We start from the raw sequence: 18,799 nt of genomic DNA on the forward strand, positions 1-18,799 counted from the left end.
GCCCATGGTCAAACCGCCAATACATGGCTGACTCCGTCGTCTTGATAGATGACAGAAAGTTTAATCAGCCGGCATAGCTATAAAAATTGATAAATAACTAACTGTGGAGTGCGTCAGACGCAACCATTGTAATGTTGACCCCCTCCCCGTAGCAGCCTCGTTCCTTCGGCAGCGGCTACAGAGGTTGCGGTCAAATCACCGCGTTGTCGCAAAAGGTCTTGAGGGTACGACGCAGCCAGCGGTGGGCATGGTCGTTATCCAGCCGCGGATGCCAGGCCTGGACAATATCCACCGGCTGCAGGGTGATCGGCAGCTCGAACGGGCGCAGTTTGAGGCCCAGTGGCTCCAGGTTTTTGAGCAGCACCTGGGGCATCAGCGGCAGGATCAGATCCTCCCCTGCCAGGGCAAAAATCGCCGAGTAGAACGTCGGCGTGGTAAACGACACCCGACGCTCCAGCCCCAGTTCGGCCAGCAGCGCATCAATCGGCCCGCGGGCATGGCCCCTGCGGGACACACTGATGTGGTCAAAACTGGCAAAGCGCCGGGCCGTAACAGGCTCATCGAAAATCGGATGCCCTTCCCGTGCCAACCCCACAAACGGACAGGTAAACAGCCTCTGGACCTTGATATCCGGGCTGAAGCGGTTAGTGGCGCAGATAGTCAGGTCAATGCGACCTTCATTCAGTGCCTCGTCATCAGTAAAACCCTCAGGTACCACCCGCAACGTAGCCTTGGGCATCTCCAGGGCCATTTGCTGGCGCAGTGCTGCGCCATACACACCAAAAAACACGTCATTGGCGCGAATGCTGAACGTACGCTCCAGCTCACGCAAATCACTGTTCTGGCTCTGGGTGAACACCCCGTGCGCCAGCTCCACCACACCGCGCACCTGTTAACGCAACTCCAGTGCACGGGGCGTGGGCACCAGGCCACGCCCTGAACGCACCAGAATGGGGTCGTTCAAGACCTCGCGAATCCGGGTCAGGGTGCGGCTCATGGCCGGGGCACTCAGGTTCATGCGTCGGGCAGCACCCACCACAGAGCCCTCTTCGAGCAAGACATTCAAGGTAACCAGTAGATTCAAGTCAGGTATTTGCATGGAGCAAAGGGTATCGGCTAACGCTCCCCCTGCCTAGCCAACCAGCAATGCACCATTGTTGCGCAGCAGGTAAAACAGTTTCGCTCACTCTTAGCTAGCTAACTAAGAGTGGCATTGATACATTGCCGCTCGTCAGGTTTGCGCCTGACGCTCTCTTTGGTTGAGATTTTTGGCCATTACCGGATCCCCATGATGGTAATGGCCTTTTTTACGCCTGCCGCTTTTCCTGCCCCACGATAGAGCCATCCCCAGTGGTGGACCCGCCAGACCTGAACTACGCTGCCAGCCCAATCCACTACAGCAATTGGGGACTTTATGCGGCTGGGTAAAAAGATTTCGAATCTGGAACAGTTGGTCTGCAAAAATTACCGCTGGATCCACGCCACCCGCATCAGCCTGGCGTTCCTGATTACATTTGTTGTCATCCGCTTCTTCAAGCTCGACGGCGCCTCCTATGCCCTGATCACCATGCTCATTGTCATGGGACCACAGCCCTACTGGGGCAACGTATTCTCCCGGGCCCTGCAGCGTACCGGCGGCACAGTACTGGGCGCGCTGTCCGGGCTGGTGGCGCTGTATCTGGAGATGCACTCTTTTAGCCTGATGCTGCTCTGGTGCGCGGTGATGATGTTTATTGCCGGCTACCTGACCCTGGGCAAACACCCCTATATGGCCCTGCTGATCGGAGCAACCCTGGCGGTGGTCAGCTGCGCCCCGCCCAATGACATGGAGTCGGCACTCACCCGCAGCGGCTATGTGCTGGCAGGTTCTTTGTTGGCCATGCTCTACACCAGCATTTACCCACAGCGGGCCTATACCGACCTGCGGATCAAGTTCAGCGAGAGCCTGGGCAAGATCAATACCCTGTACTCGCAATACTTCTCCCCGCGAATCCCCGAACGCCCCAATCTGGATGATCAACTGAAGTACGAACTGGACGCGGTCATCAAGTTGCGCAACTACATCACCCCTGCCAGCAACGAAAGCAACCTCAAGCCACAAGTGTTCGAGTCCCTGCAAACCCTGCACCGCAACCTGCTGGCCACCATGAGCCTGATGATCGATGCGTATTGGTCATCACGGGAAAGCCACCTGCTGATCGAAAGCGAGCCCGCCTTGAACGGTCTGCACCAGTTGATCCCGCAAGCGCTCGAATCGCTGCAGAACAAGCTGTGCATGGGCATTTCCAACAACCAGATCAGCGGCGAACTGCGCCAGAAAGCCCACGATCTCAAGGAGCTTGTGCTCAAGAGCCTGGACGGCAAGATCACCGAGACACCCTTTTATGCCTATGTCTGGCTAAGCCTGGAGATGCTCAGGCAATTGACCGAACTCAATGACCAGTTGCATGCCGCGCTGTACCACTGCGGCCATCGGCATTTGTTTAAAAACGACAAGTTGCCCGACGAAAAATAACGTAACACCCACAGCAAAAAGTTACATCCGACTCATTTAGATGACTTATCGCACTAAAGATGAAGATTCTTCGTACATAAACATGGAATTTTCAGCGATTAACGACGCTTAAACCACAAACTCAAAACATATAACAAATTGTTTTATAAGAAGTTTTCAACAAAACCTTGTATTTCATTTTGTGTCAACAACCTCTGACCCGCACGCCTGCAACACCTGGCCTGCCTGAAATTATGGTCTAGGCTCTGCTCGCACCCGTATTAATGGATTTGAACGGTTGAGCTTATGAAACGACAACAGGCATTAAAAAACCCCACTCACACGTCAACCCGCCTTCACACGTACCCATCGTGTGGAGTGTTTTGCATGCGCGCACGCCTGAGCGGCACTCCAGAACGTTAATTCTTACCGCACTGTAGATAGGAGGGCTTATGCAGCTCACCCCCAGAGAAGTCGAAAAGCTGATGGTTTACACCCTGTCGGACGTCGCATTCCGGCGCAAGGCTCGCGGCTTGAAATTGAACTATCCAGAGGCTGTTTCAATTATCACCGTGACCGCCCTGGAAGGCGCACGCGATGGCAAGTCGGTTGAGGATGTGATGACCGAGGCCAGCAAAGTACTCACCAAGGATGACGTGATGGAAGGCGTCAGCGACCTTATTCCCAACGTTCAGGTTGAAGCGATTTTCACCGACGGCAGTCGTCTGGTCACGGTCCACGACCCGATCAAGTAACCGTCTGCTTTAAACCCGGTAAACGCAAAACTTTCACGTTTTGAGGAATCAGTCATGAGCACCAAAGAGACAGCAGGCCCGCACCAGGATACTCACCCGAACCACAGCATCCCCCACGCCAAGAACCCCGGTGGCGTCAGCAAGGGCAATGAAGCCGATGTGCCTCTGGGCGGCACGATTTACGCCAGCACGCCCATCACCTTTAACGAAGACCGCCCCGTCACCAAGGTAAAGGTGCGCAACACCGGTGACCGTCCGATCCAGATCGGCTCGCACTTTCACTTCTTTGAAGTCAACCGTGCCCTGGAATTCGACCGCGCCGCCGCCTTTGGCAAGCGCCTGAACATCACGGCCACCACAGCCATCCGCTTCGAGCCGGGCGACGAAATCGAAGTGCCGTTGATCCCCTACGGTGGCAAGCAAACGCTTTACGGCTTCAACAACCTGGTCGATGGCTGGGTACCGGACAAGCTCACCAGCAACCATGAGCGCCCGGAAAAACTGCAGGCCATCCAGCGCGCAGTCGATCGCGGCTTCAAGTTCTCCGAGCCGGCCAAGCCGTCCAAGCCCGTCAACGACAAGTAACCACGCATTCTCATACTTTGCACTCGCGCCGTTGAACCATTGACGCTCGCGCGGCATTAGAAAAGGAGCCACCGATGCCAACCATTTCACGCAAAGAATACGCAGGCCTGTTCGGCCCAACCACGGGCGACAAAATCCGCCTGGGTGACACCAACCTGTTTGTCGAGATTGAAAAGGACCTGCGCGGTTACGGTGAAGAATCCGTTTACGGCGGCGGCAAATCCCTGCGCGACGGCATGGGCGCCGACAATACCCTGACCCGCGACAACGGCGTACTGGACCTGGTTATCACCAACGTCACCATCATCGACGCGATCCAGGGCGTAATCAAAGCCGACGTGGGTATCCGTGACGGCAAGATCGTCGGGATCGGCAAAAGCGGCAACCCGGGCATCATGAGCGGCGTGACCCCCGGCCTGGTCGTGGGTGTGAGCACCGACGCCATCTCCGGCGAGCACCTGATCCTGACTGCAGCCGGGATCGACACCCACATTCACTTGATCTCGCCGCAGCAGGCTTATCACGGGCTGTCCAACGGCATCACCACCTTCTTCGGCGGCGGTATCGGCCCTACCGATGGCACCAACGGCACCACCGTAACTGCCGGCCCCTGGAACATCCGCCAGATGCTGCGCTCGCTCGAAGGGCTGCCGATCAACGTCGGCATGCTGGGCAAGGGCAACTCTTTTGGCCGCGAGCCGCTGGCCGAACAGATCATCGCCGGTGTCGCCGGGCTCAAGGTTCACGAAGACTGGGGCGCAACCTCAAACGCACTGCGCCATGCGCTGCGTACCGCCGACGAGATGGACGTGCAGGTGTCGGTGCACACTGACAGCTTGAACGAATGTGGCTACGTCGAAGACACCATCGATGCTTTCGAAGGTCGCACCATTCACACCTTCCACACGGAAGGCGCCGGTGGTGGTCACGCCCCCGACATCATCAAGGTGGCCAGCCAGAGCAACGTGCTGCCAAGCTCGACCAACCCGACCCTGCCCTACGGCGTCAACAGCCAGGCCGAGCTGTTCGACATGATCATGGTCTGCCACAACCTCAACCCGAACGTGCCGGCTGACGTGTCGTTTGCTGAAAGCCGCGTACGCCCGGAAACCATTGCCGCCGAAAACGTGCTGCAGGACATGGGCGTGATCTCCATGTTTTCCAGTGACTCCCAGGCCATGGGCCGGGTCGGTGAAAACTGGCTGCGGGTGATGCAAACCGCCCATGCGATGAAAGTGTCGCGTGGCAAACTGCCGGAAGACAGCGCCGATAACGACAACTTCCGGGTGCTGCGTTACGTGGCCAAGATCACCATCAACCCGGCACTGGCCCAGGGTATCAGCCATGTGCTGGGCTCGGTGGAAGTCGGCAAGATGGCCGACCTGGTGCTGTGGGATCCGCGTTTCTTCGGGGCAAAACCGAAAATGGTGATCAAGGGCGGCATGATCAACTGGGCCGCCATGGGTGACCCGAACGCCTCTCTGCCAACCCCGCAGCCGGTGTTCTACCGTCCGATGTTCGGTGCCTTCGGCAAGTCCCTGCAAGACACCTGCGTGACCTTCGTGTCGCAAGCGGCGCTGGAAGACGGCGTGAAAGAAAAGGCCGGGCTGGAGCGTCAGGTCATGGCGGTGCGCGGTTGCCGCACCGTGTCCAAAAAGGACCTGGTGCGCAATGACCAGACCCCGCATATCGATGTTGATCCGGAAACTTTCGCGGTAAAAGTCGACGGCGTACACGCCACGTGCAAGCCCATCGATGTGGCCACCATGAACCAGCGTTATTTCTTTGGCTAATGCCTGAACGGGCCTCTACCGGGGGCACCTGCACCCGGTAGCACACGCCCGGCACATGATTCAGGGAAGGAGTTTGCGACGTGATTTTGATTGAACACATACTCGGCAACGCCAAGAAAGACCCGCACTGGCAACACAAACTCGAAGGCGCCAAGGTTGACCTGCTGGTGCTCGACCAGCGTGAAGCGCAAAAAAGTCGCTGCCGGCGCACCAGCCTGGGCGGTCTTGACCTGGGCATTTCGCTGGAACGTAACGTGGTGCTCTCGGACGGCGATGTGCTGCTCTGGGATGAAGGCTCCAACACCGCCGTAGTGGTGCAACTGAACCTGCGCGACGTGATGGTCATCGATCTCAAGGAGCTGAAAAAACAGCCCCTGGACGTGCTGATCAAAACCAGCTTCGAGCTCGGCCATGCCCTCGGCAACCAGCACTGGAAAGCCGTGACCAAAAACAACGAGGTCTATATCCCGCTCACCGTCGAAACCAAAATGATGGACTCGGTGATGCGCACCCACGGCTTTCAACACCTGCCGTACGCTTTTGTTGGCGGCGCCGAAATCCTGCCGCTGCTGACCACATCCGAGGCGCGCCTGCTGTTTGGCGGTGCCGAAGAAACCGACACCCATGTTCACGTGGCCAGCCCGCAAGACAAGCTGGACGCTGCCGCCCTGAAGATCCAGGGCGTGCACAGCCATGACGCACACAGTCACAGTCACGACAACGGCCATACGTTTCACAGCCATAAGCACTGAACCCGGCAAGAAGGCGCATAGATGAACGCATCAGATCTAATTCGCATCATGCAGTTTGGCGATTCCGTATTGCCGGTCGGTGCCTTTTCGTTCTCCAACGGCGTGGAATCGGCCATTCAAAAAGGCATCGTCCACGATGTCCCGACCCTGAAGGGTTTTGTGCTCACCGCCCTCAAGCAGGCGGCCAGCTGTGACGGCATGGGCGTGGTCGCTGCGCACCGGGCTGCCGTGGCAGAAGACCGCGACGGCATTTTACGCGCCGACTGGGCGGTGAATAACCGCAAGCTCAATGAAGAAAGCCGGTTGATGGCCACGCGCATGGGCAAAAAACTGGCGGAAATGTCGATCCATGTCGTCGAAAAACCGCTGGTGCGCTGGTGGCTTGAACAGATCAAGGCCGGCAACGCGGCAGGCACCTACCCCGTCACCCAGGCCGTGGTGATGTCGACCCAGGGCATCGGTGCCCGTGAGGTCGTGGTGATGCACCAGTACGGCGTGGCCATGACCATCCTCAGCGCGGCCATGCGCCTGATGCGGGTCACGCACCTGGACACCCAGCACATCCTGTTCGAACTCAACCACGACATTGAAGCGTTCTGCGATATCGCCGAAGTCGGCGATATCGAGCAGATGTCCTCCTATGTCCCGATAGTCGATGTGCTCGCCGCCGTGCACGTCAAGGCACATGTACGGCTATTCATGAACTGACACCCCGGGCTGCGTCGGCATGTGTCGACGCAGCTTCCGCTCCCCTATCTGGTAAGGAAATAACCGTGAAAAAGATTACTCGTATTGGTATTGGCGGCCCGGTCGGTTCAGGTAAAACCGCGATCATCGAAGTGATCACTCCGATCCTGATCAACCGTGGCTACAAGCCCTTGATCATCACCAACGATATCGTCACCACCGAAGATGCCAAACAGGTCAAACGTACCCTCAAGGGTATCCTCGATGAAGACAAGATCCTCGGTGTGGAAACGGGTGCCTGCCCGCACACCGCCGTGCGTGAAGACCCTAGCATGAACATTGCCGCGGTCGAGGAAATGGAAGAGAAGTTCCCCGACAGCGACCTGATCATGATCGAGAGCGGCGGTGACAACCTGACCCTGACCTTCAGTCCGGCCCTGGCCGACTTTTATATCTACGTGATCGACGTCGCCGAAGGCGAGAAAATCCCGCGCAAAAATGGCCCGGGGCTGGTGCAGGCCGATATCCTGATCATCAACAAGATCGACCTCGCCCCCTACGTTGGCGCCAGCCTGGATGTGATGGAAAGCGACACCAAAGTGGTACGCGGCAACCGCCCGTATATCCTCACCAACTGCAAGACCGGCCAGGGCATTGAAGAACTGGTGGACATGATCGAGCACATGTTCCTGTTCGCACAAAAACCGGCGGTCAAAAGCGGGGTCAGTGCATGACAGCGCAGAGCCAGATCGTGAACAACCCGTCACGGCTACGCGCTCACTCACTCGGCATTGATGCGCCGGAGCTGTCGCAGTACCAGGACGAACCGGCGCAAATGCACAGCGGTGCTGTGGGTAAAAGCGGCTACCTGCGCCTGGGTTTTGAAAAGCGCGGTAACCGCAGTGTGCTGGCGGACATGGAGCGCCGCGTACCATCGCTGGTGCAACGGGCCTTGTATTGGGACGAGGAAATGCCCGAGTTGCCCTGTGTGACCATGATTTCAACTTCGGGCTGCGTGCTGCAGGGCGACCGCCTGGCCACAGATGTCAACGTGGGGGTGGGTGCCTGCGGGCACGTCACCACCCAGTCGGCGACCAAAGTGCATTCGATGAATGCCAACTACGCCTCGCAAATCCAGCACTTCACTATCGAAGAAGGCGGCTACCTGGAGTTTATGCCCGACCCGCTGATCCCCCATCGCAATGCACGGTTTATCACCGACACGCAAATCAGGATCCACCCCACGGCGACGGCCATCTACTGCGAAATCCTGATGTCGGGGCGCAAGTATCATCATGTGGATGAGCGTTTCGGCTTTGACGTGTACTCCTCCCGGGTGCGCGCCGAGAACCTCGAGGGTCGCGAGCTGTTTGTCGAGAAGTACATTCTTGAGCCAAAAAAAGAGAGCCTGGACGCCATTGGCGTGATGCAGACCTTCGATGTGTTCGGCAACGTGGTATTGCTCACGCCCAGGGAGCATCACGACCGGATTGTCGAGCGCATCCCGGCGCTGTTTGACATGCAGGCCGGGCTGGCCAGCGGGGTGACCCGCCTGCCCAACGACTGCGGGCTGATATTCAAGGTGCTGGGCAACGACAGTGGCGAGGTCAAGGCGCAAATCCGCGAGTTCTGGAAGGTGGCCCGCGAAGAAATCCTGGGTGTGACCCTGCAACCGGCGTTTTTGTGGAAGTAGCTGTGTAGCAGCTGCCGAAGGAACGAGGCTGCGTCCGGCGGCGCAGCCGTCGTAATTCCTGAGGACAGGGTTTGACTGGCACACCGCAGTGCCTGATTTTGCGACGGCTGCGCCGCCGAACGCAGCCTCGTTCCTACGGCAGCTGCTACGCAAGCTGATCCTGGCCAAATGCTCAATTGGGAGAGTCAATATGGAAGCTGCATCCAAGTGGTCGAAAATCGTGGATGGCAACGTCGTCCTTGAGTTTATCGACGTCACCCTGCGTGGTTGTGCTCAGGTCATGTTCCAGAATAACCCGCTGACCGGGCTACTGTTTTTTGCCGCCATTTTTGTCGGCGCGTTTGGCGAAGGCAACCCGGCCATGGCCTTCGGCAGTGTCCTGGGCACGGTCGTGGCAACCCTTACCGGTATGCACCTCAAGGACCGCACTTCCTGGAAGGCCGGCCTCTACGGCTATAACGGCTGCCTGGTCGGCGCTGCCCTGCCTACCTTCCTCGCCGTCACACCCATCCTGTGGCTGTGTATTATCCTCGGCAGCGTGGTCTCGGTAATCGTCACCATCTGCATCGCCGATATTCTGAAGACCTGGAAAGTCGCCGCCCTCACGGCGCCCTTCGTGCTGGTGACCTGGACCATGCTGCTGGCCAGCTATGCCTTTGGCGGCCTGAACACCAGCGCCCTGCCCGTGCCCAACCTGCCCCATGATCTGGTCGCGTACAACACCAGCCTGTTCGATGGTATAGACCTGTTCAAGAGCACGTTCTACGGGATCTCCGAAGTGTTCTTGATCAGCACGGTGATCGGCAGCGTGCTGTTTCTCGCCGGGTTGGCGGTGTCATCGTTGTGGGCCGCGGTGTTCGGCCTGCTGGGCTCGCTGCTGGCGGTGCTGGTGGCCGTGGTGCTGCAAGCCGAACACGCCAGCATCAATAACGGCCTGTATGCCTTCAGCGCCGTGCTGACTGCCATCGCCCTGGGTTCGACCTTCAACAAGCCCAGCTGGCGCGTGTTGATCTACACCCTGATTGGCGTGGTTTTCACTGTATTTGTGCAAGGCGCCTTGAATACAGTACTGGCCCCGGTTGGCATCCCGACATTGACCATGCCCTTTGTACTGGCTTCCTGGCTGTTTCTGGTGCCCAACAAAGACGTCATGCCGGCCCACCGTCAATAATTTCGATCCCTTTGCCGGAGTCTTTCCATGACCGCGATTGCCTACCCCCTGACAAATGCCGAGCCGTCGAACACCACACGGCGCGCCATTTATCTGCTTACCGGCCTGATCGTGGCCAACCTGCTGGCTTGGGCCTGGGCCTTTATCGAGTTCGGCAACAACCCGGTCTTGATGGGCACCGCATTGCTCGCGTACGGCTTCGGCCTGCGCCACGCCGTGGACGCCGACCATATTGCCGCCATCGACAATGTCACCCGCAAGCTGATGCAACAGGGCAAACGCCCGATAGCCGTAGGCACCTGGTTCTCCCTGGGGCATTCGACCATTGTGGTGCTGGCGTCTTTCGCGATTGCGGCCACGGCAATGGCGTTCAAGGACGATATGGAGTGGTTCCATGAAACCGGCGGCCTGATCGGCACCCTGGTGTCCTCGGTATTCCTGCTGCTGTTCGGCGTGCTCAACCTGGTCATCCTGATCTCGGTGTACAAGAAGTTCAAACAGGTCAAGGCCGGCCACACCCTGCCCCCCGAAGAACTGGACCTGATCACCACCCACCAGGGTGGCCTGATGGCGCGAATTTTTGGTCGGGTGTTCAACCTGGTTAACAAAAGCTGGCACATGTACCCGGTGGGCTTTCTGTTTGGCCTGGGCTTTGACACTGCCACCGAAATCGGCTTGCTGGGCATCAGCGCCACCAGCGCCTCCCACGGCATCAGCCTGTGGTCAATCATGGTGTTCCCGGTGCTGTTTGCGGTGGGCATGGCCCTGATCGATTCACTGGACAACTTCGTGATGATCGGCGCCTACGGCTGGGCGTTCTCCAAACCGGTGCGCAAGCTTTACTACAACATCACCATCACTGCCGCCTCGGTGGTGGTGGCCCTGTTTATCGGCGGTGTCGAAGCGCTGGGGCTGATTGCCGAAAAACTGCAACTCACCGGCGGGATATGGACGCCGATCAATGCCATCAGTGAAAACTTCGGCGAGATTGGCTACTGGATCATCGGGATGTTTGTCCTGTGCTGGCTGATTTCGGCCCTCAATTACTACATCCGCGGCTATGACCAACTGCCTGCCAACGCCTGATCAGAGGCTCAAGCACACGGGCTGCTGGTGGCAGCCCGATAAACCTGACCTACACTCCCCTCACCCCTTAACTGACGCGTCGTAGGTGCCATGACTTTATTACAGGACGTAAAAAATCGGATCTCCTTTGCCTATGGGGTCGCCTTGCTGGTTGCGATCAACGGCTTTCTTTTGTTTCTGCCGGTGCTGGAACGTGGCGTTGCCCATGCCAATGCCAAATCCGGCTCCTTTGATACCTGGAAGGAGGCATTAAGCTTTTTAGCCTTGCTGGAAATCCCCGGGTTTGTGGTGGGGCTTGTACTCCTGCTGATGTCACTGGGGCTGTTGATCAAGTCACGCATCAGCTGGTTTTTTTCCCTGCTGCTGCTGGTGGCCACGGTCTGCGTGGATTTTTTCATTCTGAAAAAACCTGACGGCGTGACCTTCTTCTCGCTGGTCACCATTGCCGTGCTGGCCTTCTATTGGCGCCGTTTTGACCACTACAGCCTGGCCTCGGGCAGCTTCTTTGCGGTGGTCAGCATCGCCTCACTGATCGTCTACAGCACGCTGGGCACGCTCTACATCGGTGATGGCTTTGCACCGCCGGTGACGGACCTGCCATCGGCGTTCTACTTCGCCATCGTGGTGATGTCCACCGTAGGCTTTGGTGACATCGTCCCGCATACCACCGATGCGCGTTTTTTCACCCTGACAGTGATCATCCTGGGCATCACCATCTTCGCGATTTCGGTGGCGTCCATTGCCGGCCCGCTGATCAGCAACAACATCCAACGTATTGTTAAAGGCAGGATTACCCATATGGCGCGTAAAAATCACTACATTCTCGTTGGCGTTGGTTCCCTGGCACAAAACGTCTATAAAGGTCTGACCGATCGCGGCGAACACGTCACGGTGGTATGCGTGGCCGGCAGCCAGCATGACCTGCCGGAAAAGGCCGATATCATTGAAGGTGACCCGTCGGCCGCGTCGACCCTGAAACTGGCCGGTGCAGCGGACGCCAAGTACATCGTCACCCTGTGCGACAGCGACGCCGAAAACGTGTTCACCATTCTCGCGGCCAAGGAAGTGGCAGGCGACGAAACCCAGATCATCGCACTGGTCAACGAAACGCGGAACATGCCCAAGGTCAAACGCGTCAACCCGACCATGGTGCTGTCGTTGCCGTTGCTGGGCAGTGAGTTGCTGGTGCGTACCCTGCAGGGCGATCAAATCAACAATGATCTGATCACCGAGATGTTCTTCGGCAAGCGTACGTCTTTGGCCTGAGACTTGGCAGGATAAAAAAAGCCCTCTGACGAGGGCTTTTTCATGGGTGCTGCAAGGGCTTATTGCGGGGTATCGGATGCAGGCAGCGGCGTAACCTTGGCCCCGGCAATCAGACCCAGTTCGACGGCAGCAAAACCGATTATCAGGCTGATCACCAGGTAGCAGATGGAGACAAAAACACTGCCCGGGTCTTGCATCATCTCGACTGCGCCAAACACGAAACTGGAGAACGTGGACAACCCGCCCATGATCCCGGTGCCGACCATCACGTGCACGTACTGGTTGATGCGGTTGCTCTTGAACAACGACGTGGCCACGCCCAGCAGGAACGCGGCGACGATATTGGCGACAAAGATATCCATGGGAAAGCCATCGGCCAGGCGCGGCACCGACAGCATGACGAACTCGCGGCACATGGCGCCGAACGCACCACCGACGAAAATCAGAATAATCATGTTGAGCATGGTGTGACTCCTGAGTCAGCGCGCCAGCCAGGCGCCGAAAGCGGCGGCGGCCAGGCCGACCAGTACCGAGATGATCAGATAACCTGCGGCCCATGCACGATCCCTGGCCTTGGCCAGTTTCGCGGCATCCAGCTGCATGCTGCTGAATGTGGTGTAACCGCCCAGGATACCGGTGAGCACCGCGGCGCTGAGGAAGTCGCCGTAGCGGTCGCGCCAGTCCACGGTAAACAGGATGCTCAGGTAACCGATTACAAAGGCGCCGCTGACGTTGATCAAAAATGTACCCAGCGGAAACGGCCCCTTATAGAACTGCCCTACCCGCAAACCGATCCACCAGCGCAACAGCGAGCCCAGCCCGCCCCCCAGCCCGACCCAGAAAACATCCAGCGCAGTCATGAAAGTCCCTCTCGTGTCTGTTGGTGAGTGGGGGAAACTCTAGTTCATAAAACAGCGGGCGGGCATGACTTGGGCCGGGTCTTTCGCTGTTACAGAAGAGTCCATGCCGGGGGCAGTGAGGCCTGAATGGCGCAGCTCATATTTGCTCAAGCTTTCAAACTGGCGCTCCTGAGAGTTGCAGGGTATTTGAGCAGCACAGGACGTAAAGCCAACTTGCAAAAGTCCCATCATGGGACTAGGATCGTTTTATGAGAATCATCGCAGTCAGTCAGCTCAAGATTTTTTGGCAACAGCACCCAGGCTCAGAGCAATCCTTCCTCTGCTGGATAGATGAAGCGAAAAAGGCGAACTGGCAAACGCCGGCCGACATCAAGGCGCAGTTTCGCCATGCCAGCATTCTCAAGAGCAACCGGGTCGTGTTCAACATCAAAGGTAACGACTATCGGCTCGTGGTAGCTGTGGCCTTCCGCTTCAGCGCCATCTATATCAAATTCGCAGGCACTCACCAGCAGTACGACGCCATCGATGCCAACACCGTGGAAATGGAGTAAGCCATGAATATTCGTCCAATTCGCACCGAGCAGGACTACAAAGACGCACTGAAGTCGGTTTCGCCGCTGTTCGACAATGAACCGCAGCCCGGGACACCTGAGGGCGATTACCTGGAGGTCATGATCACCCTGATCGAAGCCTACGAAGCCAAGCACTTTCCCGTCGACCTGCCCAACCCGCTGGATGCCATCCGCTTCAGGATGGAGCAGTCCGGGTTGTCAGCGGCTGACCTGGTGCCTGCGATCGGCCGGCAGAACCGGGTGTATGAAGTGCTCAACGGCAAGCGCTCCCTGACCCTGCCCATGATCTGGAAGCTGCATGAGATGTTTGGCATCCCGGCAGAGAGTCTGATCAAGCCGGTCAAGTCGTGACCGCCGGGGTAGGCAAAATCATGGGCGCGGGTGAAAAGGAGTACCATGCCCTCCGGCTTCATCCTATCGCCCCATGGAACCCCTATGTTTCCCAACGCTGAACGCTACAACCACTCCACCGAATACGCCAACAAACTGGTCGACCGTATCGGCCAGACCCCGGCCTGGATTGCCCTGCGCCTCGGGGTCACGGAAAAACGCATGCGCTATATCCTCGCTGGGTCCCGCACGATCAAGGGCGACACCACCGAAATCCTGATGAGCTATGCCGAGCAGTTCTGCCTGGAATGCCTGGCCGCCGAAGCCAAGGCCGCCAAGGATCGTGCCCGCTCCAAGGCCGCCGCCAGCCCTGCCAGCGACGCTTAGAACAACCCCAGTTGCCCGCCCACCAGGGCGCTGAAATTGTCATCGACAAACACCAGAATCGCGTCGGCCACCGGTTGCAGCTGACGCGACAGATAGTGCTCGTAATCCACTTCTGCGGTGCGGTTCTCCAACGGCTGGGGGCCGGCCACGGTGATCACGTAGCTGATCGTCCCGCCATTCTGGTACTGCCGGGGCCGCCCCTGCCGGTCGTTATACTCATCGGCCAGCCGCGCCGCCCGCACATGGGGCGGCACATTGCGCTCGTAATCACTGAGCGGGCGGCGCAGGCGCTTGCGGTAGATCAGCAGTTCATCATGCTCACCCGCCAGGGTGGCACGCACAAAGTCACGCACGTAGGCCTGCCAGGGCTGACGATTGAAGATGCGCAGGTACAACGCCTGCTGGAACTGCCGGGCCAGCGGTGACCAGTCGCTGCGCACGGTCTCAAGCCCCTTGTAGACCATCTCCCGACGGCCGTCGGCGTGCACCACCAACCCCGCATAGCGCTTTTTGCTGCCCTCTTCGGCGCCACGAATGGTGGGCATGAAAAAGCGGCTGTAGTGGGTCTCGAATTGCAGCTCCAGTGCGCTGGTCAGCCCATACTCGTCACGCACATGGGCCTGCCACCAGTCGTTGACGTACTGCACCAGCTCACGGCCGATACTCGCCGCGTCCTCCTCACTGTGCTGACTGCGCAGCCAGACAAAGGTGGAGTCCGTGTCGCCATAGATCACGCTATAGCCCCGGGCCTCGATCAGTGCCCGCGTCTTGAGCATGATTTCATGCCCGCGCAGGGTGATCGAGGATGCCAGCCGCGTATCAAAAAACCGGCAACCGCTGGAGCCCAGCACCCCGTAAAACGCATTCATGATGATTTTCAGGGCCTGTGACAGGGGCGCGTTTTTGTCCCGCTTGGCCACTTCGCGCCCCTTGGCCACGCGCTCGATAATGGCCGGCAAGCAATGCCGGGTGCGAGAGAAACGCGCACCACGAAAGCCCGGTACCGAGGTTTCATCGCCAGGCTCGCGCAAGCCTTCAACCAGCCCCAGAGGGTCAATCAAAAAAGTGCGGATAATCGACGGGTACAGGCTTTTGTAATCGAGCACCAGCACCGACTCATACAACCCCGGCTCGGACTCCATGACAAAGCCGCCGGGGCTGGCCTGGGGCGGTTTGTCCCCCAGATTGGGGGCGACAAAGCCCTGACGGTGCATCAACGGCATATACAGGTGATAAAAGGCCGCCACCGAGCCACCGCTGCGATCGGCCTCCAGCCCCGTGACCGAGGCGCGCTCCAGCAAAAAGGTCAGCAGCTCGGTTTTCGCGAAAATCCGCGTGACCAGTTCGCAGTCCTTGAGGTTGTAGCGCGCCAACGCAGGTTTGTCGTGGGCGAACATGCGGTTGATTTCGTCCATGCGCTGGTACGGCGTGCTGATGTCCTTGCCTTCGCCAAGCAGGGTCTGGGCGACGTTTTCCAGGCTGAAAGACGGGAACGACCAAGTCGCTGAGCGCAACGACTCGATGCCATCAATGATCAAGCGGCCCGCAGCACTGGCGAAAAAATGGTTTTTGCGCGTGCCGTGTTCGCGCCACTGCATTTCACTGCTGCCACGCCCCAGCAGCAACGGGATACCAAGGCGCCGGGCATGCTCGTGCAACACCCGCATGTCGAACTGCACCACATTCCAGCCGATGATCGCGTCGGGGTCATGCCGGGCCATCCACTGGTTAAGACGCAGCAACAGGTCGCCGCGGCTGGCGCAGAACTCCAGGTCGAAATCCACCGGGGTATCGGCCGCGGTGGCCTTGCCCAGCATATACACCTGGCGCTGGCCACAGCCCTCGAGGGCAATGGAATACAGATCGCCCTGCTCGCTGGTTTCAATATCCAGGGACACCAGTTTCAACCGTGGCCGGTAGTCGGGATGCGGCTTGATCCGGGCGTCCAGCAGCGGGCCATCGCCCTGTACACGGCCGCCAAAGCTCACCGGCGCAGTGATAAAACGCTCCATCAGGAACCGCTCCGGCGGGCGTATATCGGCCTCGTACACATCGACCCCGGCGCGGCGCAGGCGCTGGGCGATGTCCATCAACTGGGCATGCTGGCGGCAGTAGAGGCCGATCACCGGGCGCGACTGAAAATCACACAGCGCCAACTCACGCCATTCGATATCGCGCTCGTTCTGCAGCAGAGCCTGGGCCTGGCCAAGCTGAATCTTGGGGATAAACGCGGTGCAGGTTTGGTAAGGCAGGCGCACCTGCTGCGGCCCGTCATCGGTGGCCAACCAGAAGTCGACCTCGATACCCGACGGCGTATCACGCCAGTGCCGGGTCAGGACAAAGCCCTGCCTCAAGTCCATTACGCGGTTACAGGCATGTCGCCAGCATCGCCAGGCGGCGCATGGCAGCAGCATCACCCGGCTGTTGGGCGTAGTAGCTCACTGCCGTGCCGGTGCCCTGGGGCGTCAGATCGGCAAAGGACTCGGCGCCACGGGTGTAGACGGTCTGTTTGCCAGCCTTGTCGTTATTGATATAGGCACTGGCATCGACCCCGAACACGCTTTCATCCTGCCAGGAAAACTTGATGCATTCGGCGACCAGCGCCGTGGCTTTTTCCGAAGCCAGCACCCGGGTCGGGGCCTGGCTACGGGCAGTGTCCATCGCAGGAGACACACAACCGGCCAGCATGGCCAGACTCATGACGCTAATCAGCATTCGCATTGGATAGCCTCTGGATAAAGGTCAATACGATATCACGCAGCCAGTGCTCATAGGTGGCTAAATAACCAGTAGTCCGCTGAATGGGCTTGGTCCCATAGAGAAAATATGTCGCCGGTATTGCAGTTAAAACCACCGGGGACAAATCCATTCATGGGGGTGGCTACAGCAAAAGCAAAAATTTGAACAACACCAACCCTGCTCCCCGAGCGCAACACCTATAACCGCTCGTCATTTAAAAGAGACCCAGCCCACAGAATCAGCAGCATTTGCGTCACCAGCCAGCGAATTTCGCGGTTGCTGCTAGCTTCAGTAAACAAATAAACACGCCGGGCATCGGACGATAAACCGCCAAAGAGCGATTGAAGAAGCACTACGATGGGAGCAAGTACCGCTCGCAAGGCCAGCTTTACCGCCCTCACCCTGATCCTGACGCCGCTGGCGGGCTGGGCCGACAACGCCCGTGACTGGCAAAACACCCCCACCGACCTGAACATGCTGTTCGGCTATTACAACCGCGTCGACTCCAATACCCCCATCGACACTTCGCTACCCATCGACGGTCTGTCCCTCAATGCCGACCTGTATATCCTGCGTTATGCCCGTAGCTTCGGTATCGACGGGCGCAACAGTGCCTTCGAGATCCTGCAGCCTTACGCCGATCTATCCGCATCATTCGACAACGCCCGCTATTTCACCGGTACCAAACACAACGGTGGCATGGGTGACACCCAATTGGTGTTCGCACACAACATCTTTGGCGGCCCCGCCCTGAGCAAGGAGGAGTTCGCCAAATGGACTCCCGAGACCTTTCTCACGGCAGCCCTGACAGTCACCACCCCCACCGGCGACTATGACAAGAACCGGGTGATCAATATCGGTGCCAATCGCTGGGTGTACAAACCCGAGCTGGGTTTCGGCACCCCCATCGGCCCCACCTGGCTGGAGATCAACACCATGGTGTCGTTGTTCGGGTCCAACGATGAATACCAGGGCAACAGCAAGCTCGAACAAAAACCCCTGTATGCCATCGAAGGCCATTACAGCTACGACTTCAACCGCGCCCTGTGGGCTTCGCTGGACGCCACCTATAGCCGGGGCGGCGAGACAAAAATTGACGGCGACTGGCAGGACAACAAACAGGAAAGCACCCTGGCAGGCGCCAGTATGGGCTTTATGCTCACCCCCCAATTCGGCGGCCTGCTGGCCTATACCGACACCGTGAGCGAGCGCAAAGGCTCACCGGATATCGCCACCTGGACGCTGCGCATGCAGTACGTCTGGTAAGCGTCGTGACCATGCCTCGGGTACGTCGCGTAGTGCCAGGCCTGTTACTGGCCCTGGCCTTGCACGCCCATGCCGGCGACCCGTCCGCCATCGAGCCCGCGGCTGTGCAGGCCCTGGAGCAGATGGGCAGTTACCTGCGCAGCCTCAAGCAGTTTGGCGTCGAGGCCCGCAGCCAGACAGACCAGGTACTGGATAACGGCCAGACCGTCGAATTTCGGCACACCACCCGACTGCTGGCCCAACAGCCGGACAAGCTGCTGGTCTCGGTGGACAATCAGGGCATACACCGCACCCTCTATTACAACGGCAAGCGCTTCACCCTCTACCAGAGCCCCAGCCCCTACCTGTCTCTTATACACATCT

Annotated in this window: 20 protein-coding genes and 1 pseudogene; 16 read left to right on the forward strand and 5 right to left on the reverse strand. The window is 58.6% G+C overall.

Translation table 11 applies throughout. The features are described from left to right. Positions 1–190: 190 nt before the first annotated feature. A pseudogene (locus QN377_RS13635) lies at positions 191–1,099 on the reverse strand (LysR family transcriptional regulator). 315 nt (positions 1,100–1,414) lie between these two features. On the opposite strand from QN377_RS13635, the gene QN377_RS13640 reads away from it, so the two are divergent. From QN377_RS13640 to kch, 11 genes are all read left to right on the forward strand, one after another. Then, the gene (locus tag QN377_RS13640; protein WP_322213021.1) at positions 1,415–2,515 is read left to right on the forward strand and encodes an FUSC family protein; all 1,101 of its coding nucleotides are present in this window, start codon (positions 1,415–1,417) and stop codon (positions 2,513–2,515) included. A gap of 431 nt (positions 2,516–2,946) precedes the next feature. Next, positions 2,947–3,249 carry an urease subunit gamma gene (locus QN377_RS13645; RefSeq protein WP_016781195.1) on the forward strand — a complete coding sequence of 101 codons (303 nt, stop codon included), beginning with the start codon at positions 2,947–2,949 and terminating at the stop codon, positions 3,247–3,249. 54 nt (positions 3,250–3,303) lie between these two features. Further along, positions 3,304–3,834 (forward strand): urease subunit beta, encoded by a 531-nt coding sequence (locus QN377_RS13650; RefSeq protein WP_153328757.1) that lies wholly within the window; start codon positions 3,304–3,306, stop codon positions 3,832–3,834. A 74-nt stretch (positions 3,835–3,908) separates the two neighbouring features. After that, positions 3,909–5,627, forward strand: coding sequence for an urease subunit alpha (locus QN377_RS13655; protein ID WP_095000477.1), 1,719 nt, complete (start codon positions 3,909–3,911; stop codon positions 5,625–5,627). An 80-nt stretch (positions 5,628–5,707) separates the two neighbouring features. Further along, positions 5,708–6,379 (forward strand): hypothetical protein, encoded by a 672-nt coding sequence (gene ureE, locus QN377_RS13660; protein WP_095018078.1) that lies wholly within the window; start codon positions 5,708–5,710, stop codon positions 6,377–6,379. 21 nt (positions 6,380–6,400) lie between these two features. Beyond that, positions 6,401–7,087, forward strand: coding sequence for an urease accessory protein UreF (locus QN377_RS13665; RefSeq protein ID WP_095000479.1), 687 nt, complete (start codon positions 6,401–6,403; stop codon positions 7,085–7,087). Between the two features lie 65 nt (positions 7,088–7,152). Further along, positions 7,153–7,800, forward strand: a complete 648-nt coding sequence (gene ureG, locus QN377_RS13670; protein WP_016781201.1) for an urease accessory protein UreG — start codon at positions 7,153–7,155, stop codon at positions 7,798–7,800. After that, the gene (locus QN377_RS13675) at positions 7,797–8,759 is read left to right on the forward strand and encodes an urease accessory protein UreD (RefSeq protein ID WP_095000480.1); all 963 of its coding nucleotides are present in this window, start codon (positions 7,797–7,799) and stop codon (positions 8,757–8,759) included. Before ureG ends, QN377_RS13675 begins: the two co-directional genes overlap by 4 nt. Positions 8,760–8,949: 190 nt before the next feature. Beyond that, positions 8,950–9,930 carry an urea transporter gene (gene yut / locus QN377_RS13680; protein ID WP_095018079.1) on the forward strand — a complete coding sequence of 327 codons (981 nt, stop codon included), beginning with the start codon at positions 8,950–8,952 and terminating at the stop codon, positions 9,928–9,930. A gap of 27 nt (positions 9,931–9,957) precedes the next feature. Beyond that, positions 9,958–11,016: a HoxN/HupN/NixA family nickel/cobalt transporter gene (locus QN377_RS13685; RefSeq protein WP_095000482.1), complete on the forward strand. Its 1,059-nt coding sequence runs from the start codon at positions 9,958–9,960 to the stop codon at positions 11,014–11,016. 90 nt (positions 11,017–11,106) lie between these two features. Then, complete coding sequence (gene kch / locus QN377_RS13690) at positions 11,107–12,282, forward strand: voltage-gated potassium channel protein (protein ID WP_095026517.1); 1,176 nt, start codon at positions 11,107–11,109, stop codon at positions 12,280–12,282. 59 nt (positions 12,283–12,341) lie between these two features. Here kch and crcB (QN377_RS13695) read toward each other — a convergent pair whose 3' ends face one another. Together crcB (QN377_RS13695) and crcB (QN377_RS13700) are read right to left on the reverse strand one after the other, a co-directional pair. Then, positions 12,342–12,746, reverse strand: a complete 405-nt coding sequence (crcB, locus tag QN377_RS13695; RefSeq protein ID WP_322213025.1) for a fluoride efflux transporter CrcB — start codon at positions 12,744–12,746, stop codon at positions 12,342–12,344. Positions 12,747–12,761: 15 nt separating this feature from the next. Next, positions 12,762–13,142 carry a fluoride efflux transporter CrcB gene (gene crcB, locus QN377_RS13700; protein ID WP_095000485.1) on the reverse strand — a complete coding sequence of 127 codons (381 nt, stop codon included), beginning with the start codon at positions 13,140–13,142 and terminating at the stop codon, positions 12,762–12,764. Positions 13,143–13,390: 248 nt separating this feature from the next. Here crcB (QN377_RS13700) and QN377_RS13705 point away from each other — a divergent pair, with 248 nt between their 5' ends. The 3 genes from QN377_RS13705 (at position 13,391) to QN377_RS13715 (ending at position 14,431) form a co-directional block, all read left to right on the forward strand. Then, positions 13,391–13,693: a type II toxin-antitoxin system HigB family toxin gene (locus QN377_RS13705; RefSeq protein ID WP_133144508.1), complete on the forward strand. Its 303-nt coding sequence runs from the start codon at positions 13,391–13,393 to the stop codon at positions 13,691–13,693. Positions 13,694–13,696: 3 nt separating this feature from the next. Then, positions 13,697–14,065, forward strand: a complete 369-nt coding sequence (locus tag QN377_RS13710) for a helix-turn-helix domain-containing protein (RefSeq protein WP_095018083.1) — start codon at positions 13,697–13,699, stop codon at positions 14,063–14,065. Positions 14,066–14,149: 84 nt separating this feature from the next. Next, positions 14,150–14,431, forward strand: coding sequence for a hypothetical protein (locus QN377_RS13715; protein ID WP_016781210.1), 282 nt, complete (start codon positions 14,150–14,152; stop codon positions 14,429–14,431). Here QN377_RS13715 and QN377_RS13720 read toward each other — a convergent pair. Continuing rightward, complete coding sequence (locus tag QN377_RS13720; RefSeq protein WP_095023539.1) at positions 14,428–16,791, reverse strand: DNA polymerase II; 2,364 nt, start codon at positions 16,789–16,791, stop codon at positions 14,428–14,430. The two genes, QN377_RS13715 and QN377_RS13720, sit on opposite strands and share 4 nt — an antisense overlap. 7 nt (positions 16,792–16,798) lie before the next feature. Beyond that, a complete protein-coding gene (locus QN377_RS13725) occupies positions 16,799–17,152 on the reverse strand; it encodes a hypothetical protein (RefSeq protein WP_165446478.1) in 354 nt (117 codons plus the stop codon). Between the two features lie 375 nt (positions 17,153–17,527). Between QN377_RS13725 and QN377_RS13730 the strand changes: the two genes are divergently transcribed. Beyond that, on the forward strand, positions 17,528–18,436 hold the full coding sequence (locus tag QN377_RS13730) for a transporter (RefSeq protein WP_095000488.1): 909 nt from the start codon (positions 17,528–17,530) through the stop codon (positions 18,434–18,436). A gap of 11 nt (positions 18,437–18,447) precedes the next feature. Beyond that, on the forward strand, positions 18,448–18,799 hold a 352-nt coding region (locus tag QN377_RS13735), incomplete at its 3' end, for a DUF2092 domain-containing protein (RefSeq protein ID WP_323567634.1).

This window comes from Pseudomonas sp. CCC4.1 (assembly GCF_035019225.1).
In the GTDB taxonomy this organism is placed as follows: Bacteria; Pseudomonadota; Gammaproteobacteria; order Pseudomonadales; family Pseudomonadaceae; genus Aquipseudomonas; species Aquipseudomonas bubulae.

What these genes read in the sequence shown, in the direction of transcription:
- QN377_RS13640 (WP_322213021.1), top strand. Translation starts at nt 1,415, where the DNA reads ATGCGGCTGGGTAAAAAGATTTCGAATCTGGAACAGTTGGTCTGCAAA.
- QN377_RS13645 (WP_016781195.1), top strand. Translation starts at nt 2,947, where the DNA reads ATGCAGCTCACCCCCAGAGAAGTCGAAAAGCTGATGGTTTACACCCTG.
- QN377_RS13650 (WP_153328757.1), top strand. Translation starts at nt 3,304, where the DNA reads ATGAGCACCAAAGAGACAGCAGGCCCGCACCAGGATACTCACCCGAAC.
- QN377_RS13655 (WP_095000477.1), top strand. Translation starts at nt 3,909, where the DNA reads ATGCCAACCATTTCACGCAAAGAATACGCAGGCCTGTTCGGCCCAACC.
- QN377_RS13665 (WP_095000479.1), top strand. Translation starts at nt 6,401, where the DNA reads ATGAACGCATCAGATCTAATTCGCATCATGCAGTTTGGCGATTCCGTA.
- QN377_RS13675 (WP_095000480.1), top strand. Translation starts at nt 7,797, where the DNA reads ATGACAGCGCAGAGCCAGATCGTGAACAACCCGTCACGGCTACGCGCT.
- yut (WP_095018079.1), top strand. Translation starts at nt 8,950, where the DNA reads ATGGAAGCTGCATCCAAGTGGTCGAAAATCGTGGATGGCAACGTCGTC.
- QN377_RS13685 (WP_095000482.1), top strand. Translation starts at nt 9,958, where the DNA reads ATGACCGCGATTGCCTACCCCCTGACAAATGCCGAGCCGTCGAACACC.
- kch (WP_095026517.1), top strand. Translation starts at nt 11,107, where the DNA reads ATGACTTTATTACAGGACGTAAAAAATCGGATCTCCTTTGCCTATGGG.
- crcB (WP_322213025.1), bottom strand. Translation starts at nt 12,746, where the DNA reads ATGCTCAACATGATTATTCTGATTTTCGTCGGTGGTGCGTTCGGCGCC.
- crcB (WP_095000485.1), bottom strand. Translation starts at nt 13,142, where the DNA reads ATGACTGCGCTGGATGTTTTCTGGGTCGGGCTGGGGGGCGGGCTGGGC.
- QN377_RS13705 (WP_133144508.1), top strand. Translation starts at nt 13,391, where the DNA reads ATGAGAATCATCGCAGTCAGTCAGCTCAAGATTTTTTGGCAACAGCAC.
- QN377_RS13710 (WP_095018083.1), top strand. Translation starts at nt 13,697, where the DNA reads ATGAATATTCGTCCAATTCGCACCGAGCAGGACTACAAAGACGCACTG.
- QN377_RS13715 (WP_016781210.1), top strand. Translation starts at nt 14,150, where the DNA reads ATGTTTCCCAACGCTGAACGCTACAACCACTCCACCGAATACGCCAAC.
- QN377_RS13720 (WP_095023539.1), bottom strand. Translation starts at nt 16,791, where the DNA reads ATGGACTTGAGGCAGGGCTTTGTCCTGACCCGGCACTGGCGTGATACG.
- QN377_RS13725 (WP_165446478.1), bottom strand. Translation starts at nt 17,152, where the DNA reads ATGCGAATGCTGATTAGCGTCATGAGTCTGGCCATGCTGGCCGGTTGT.
- QN377_RS13730 (WP_095000488.1), top strand. Translation starts at nt 17,528, where the DNA reads ATGGGAGCAAGTACCGCTCGCAAGGCCAGCTTTACCGCCCTCACCCTG.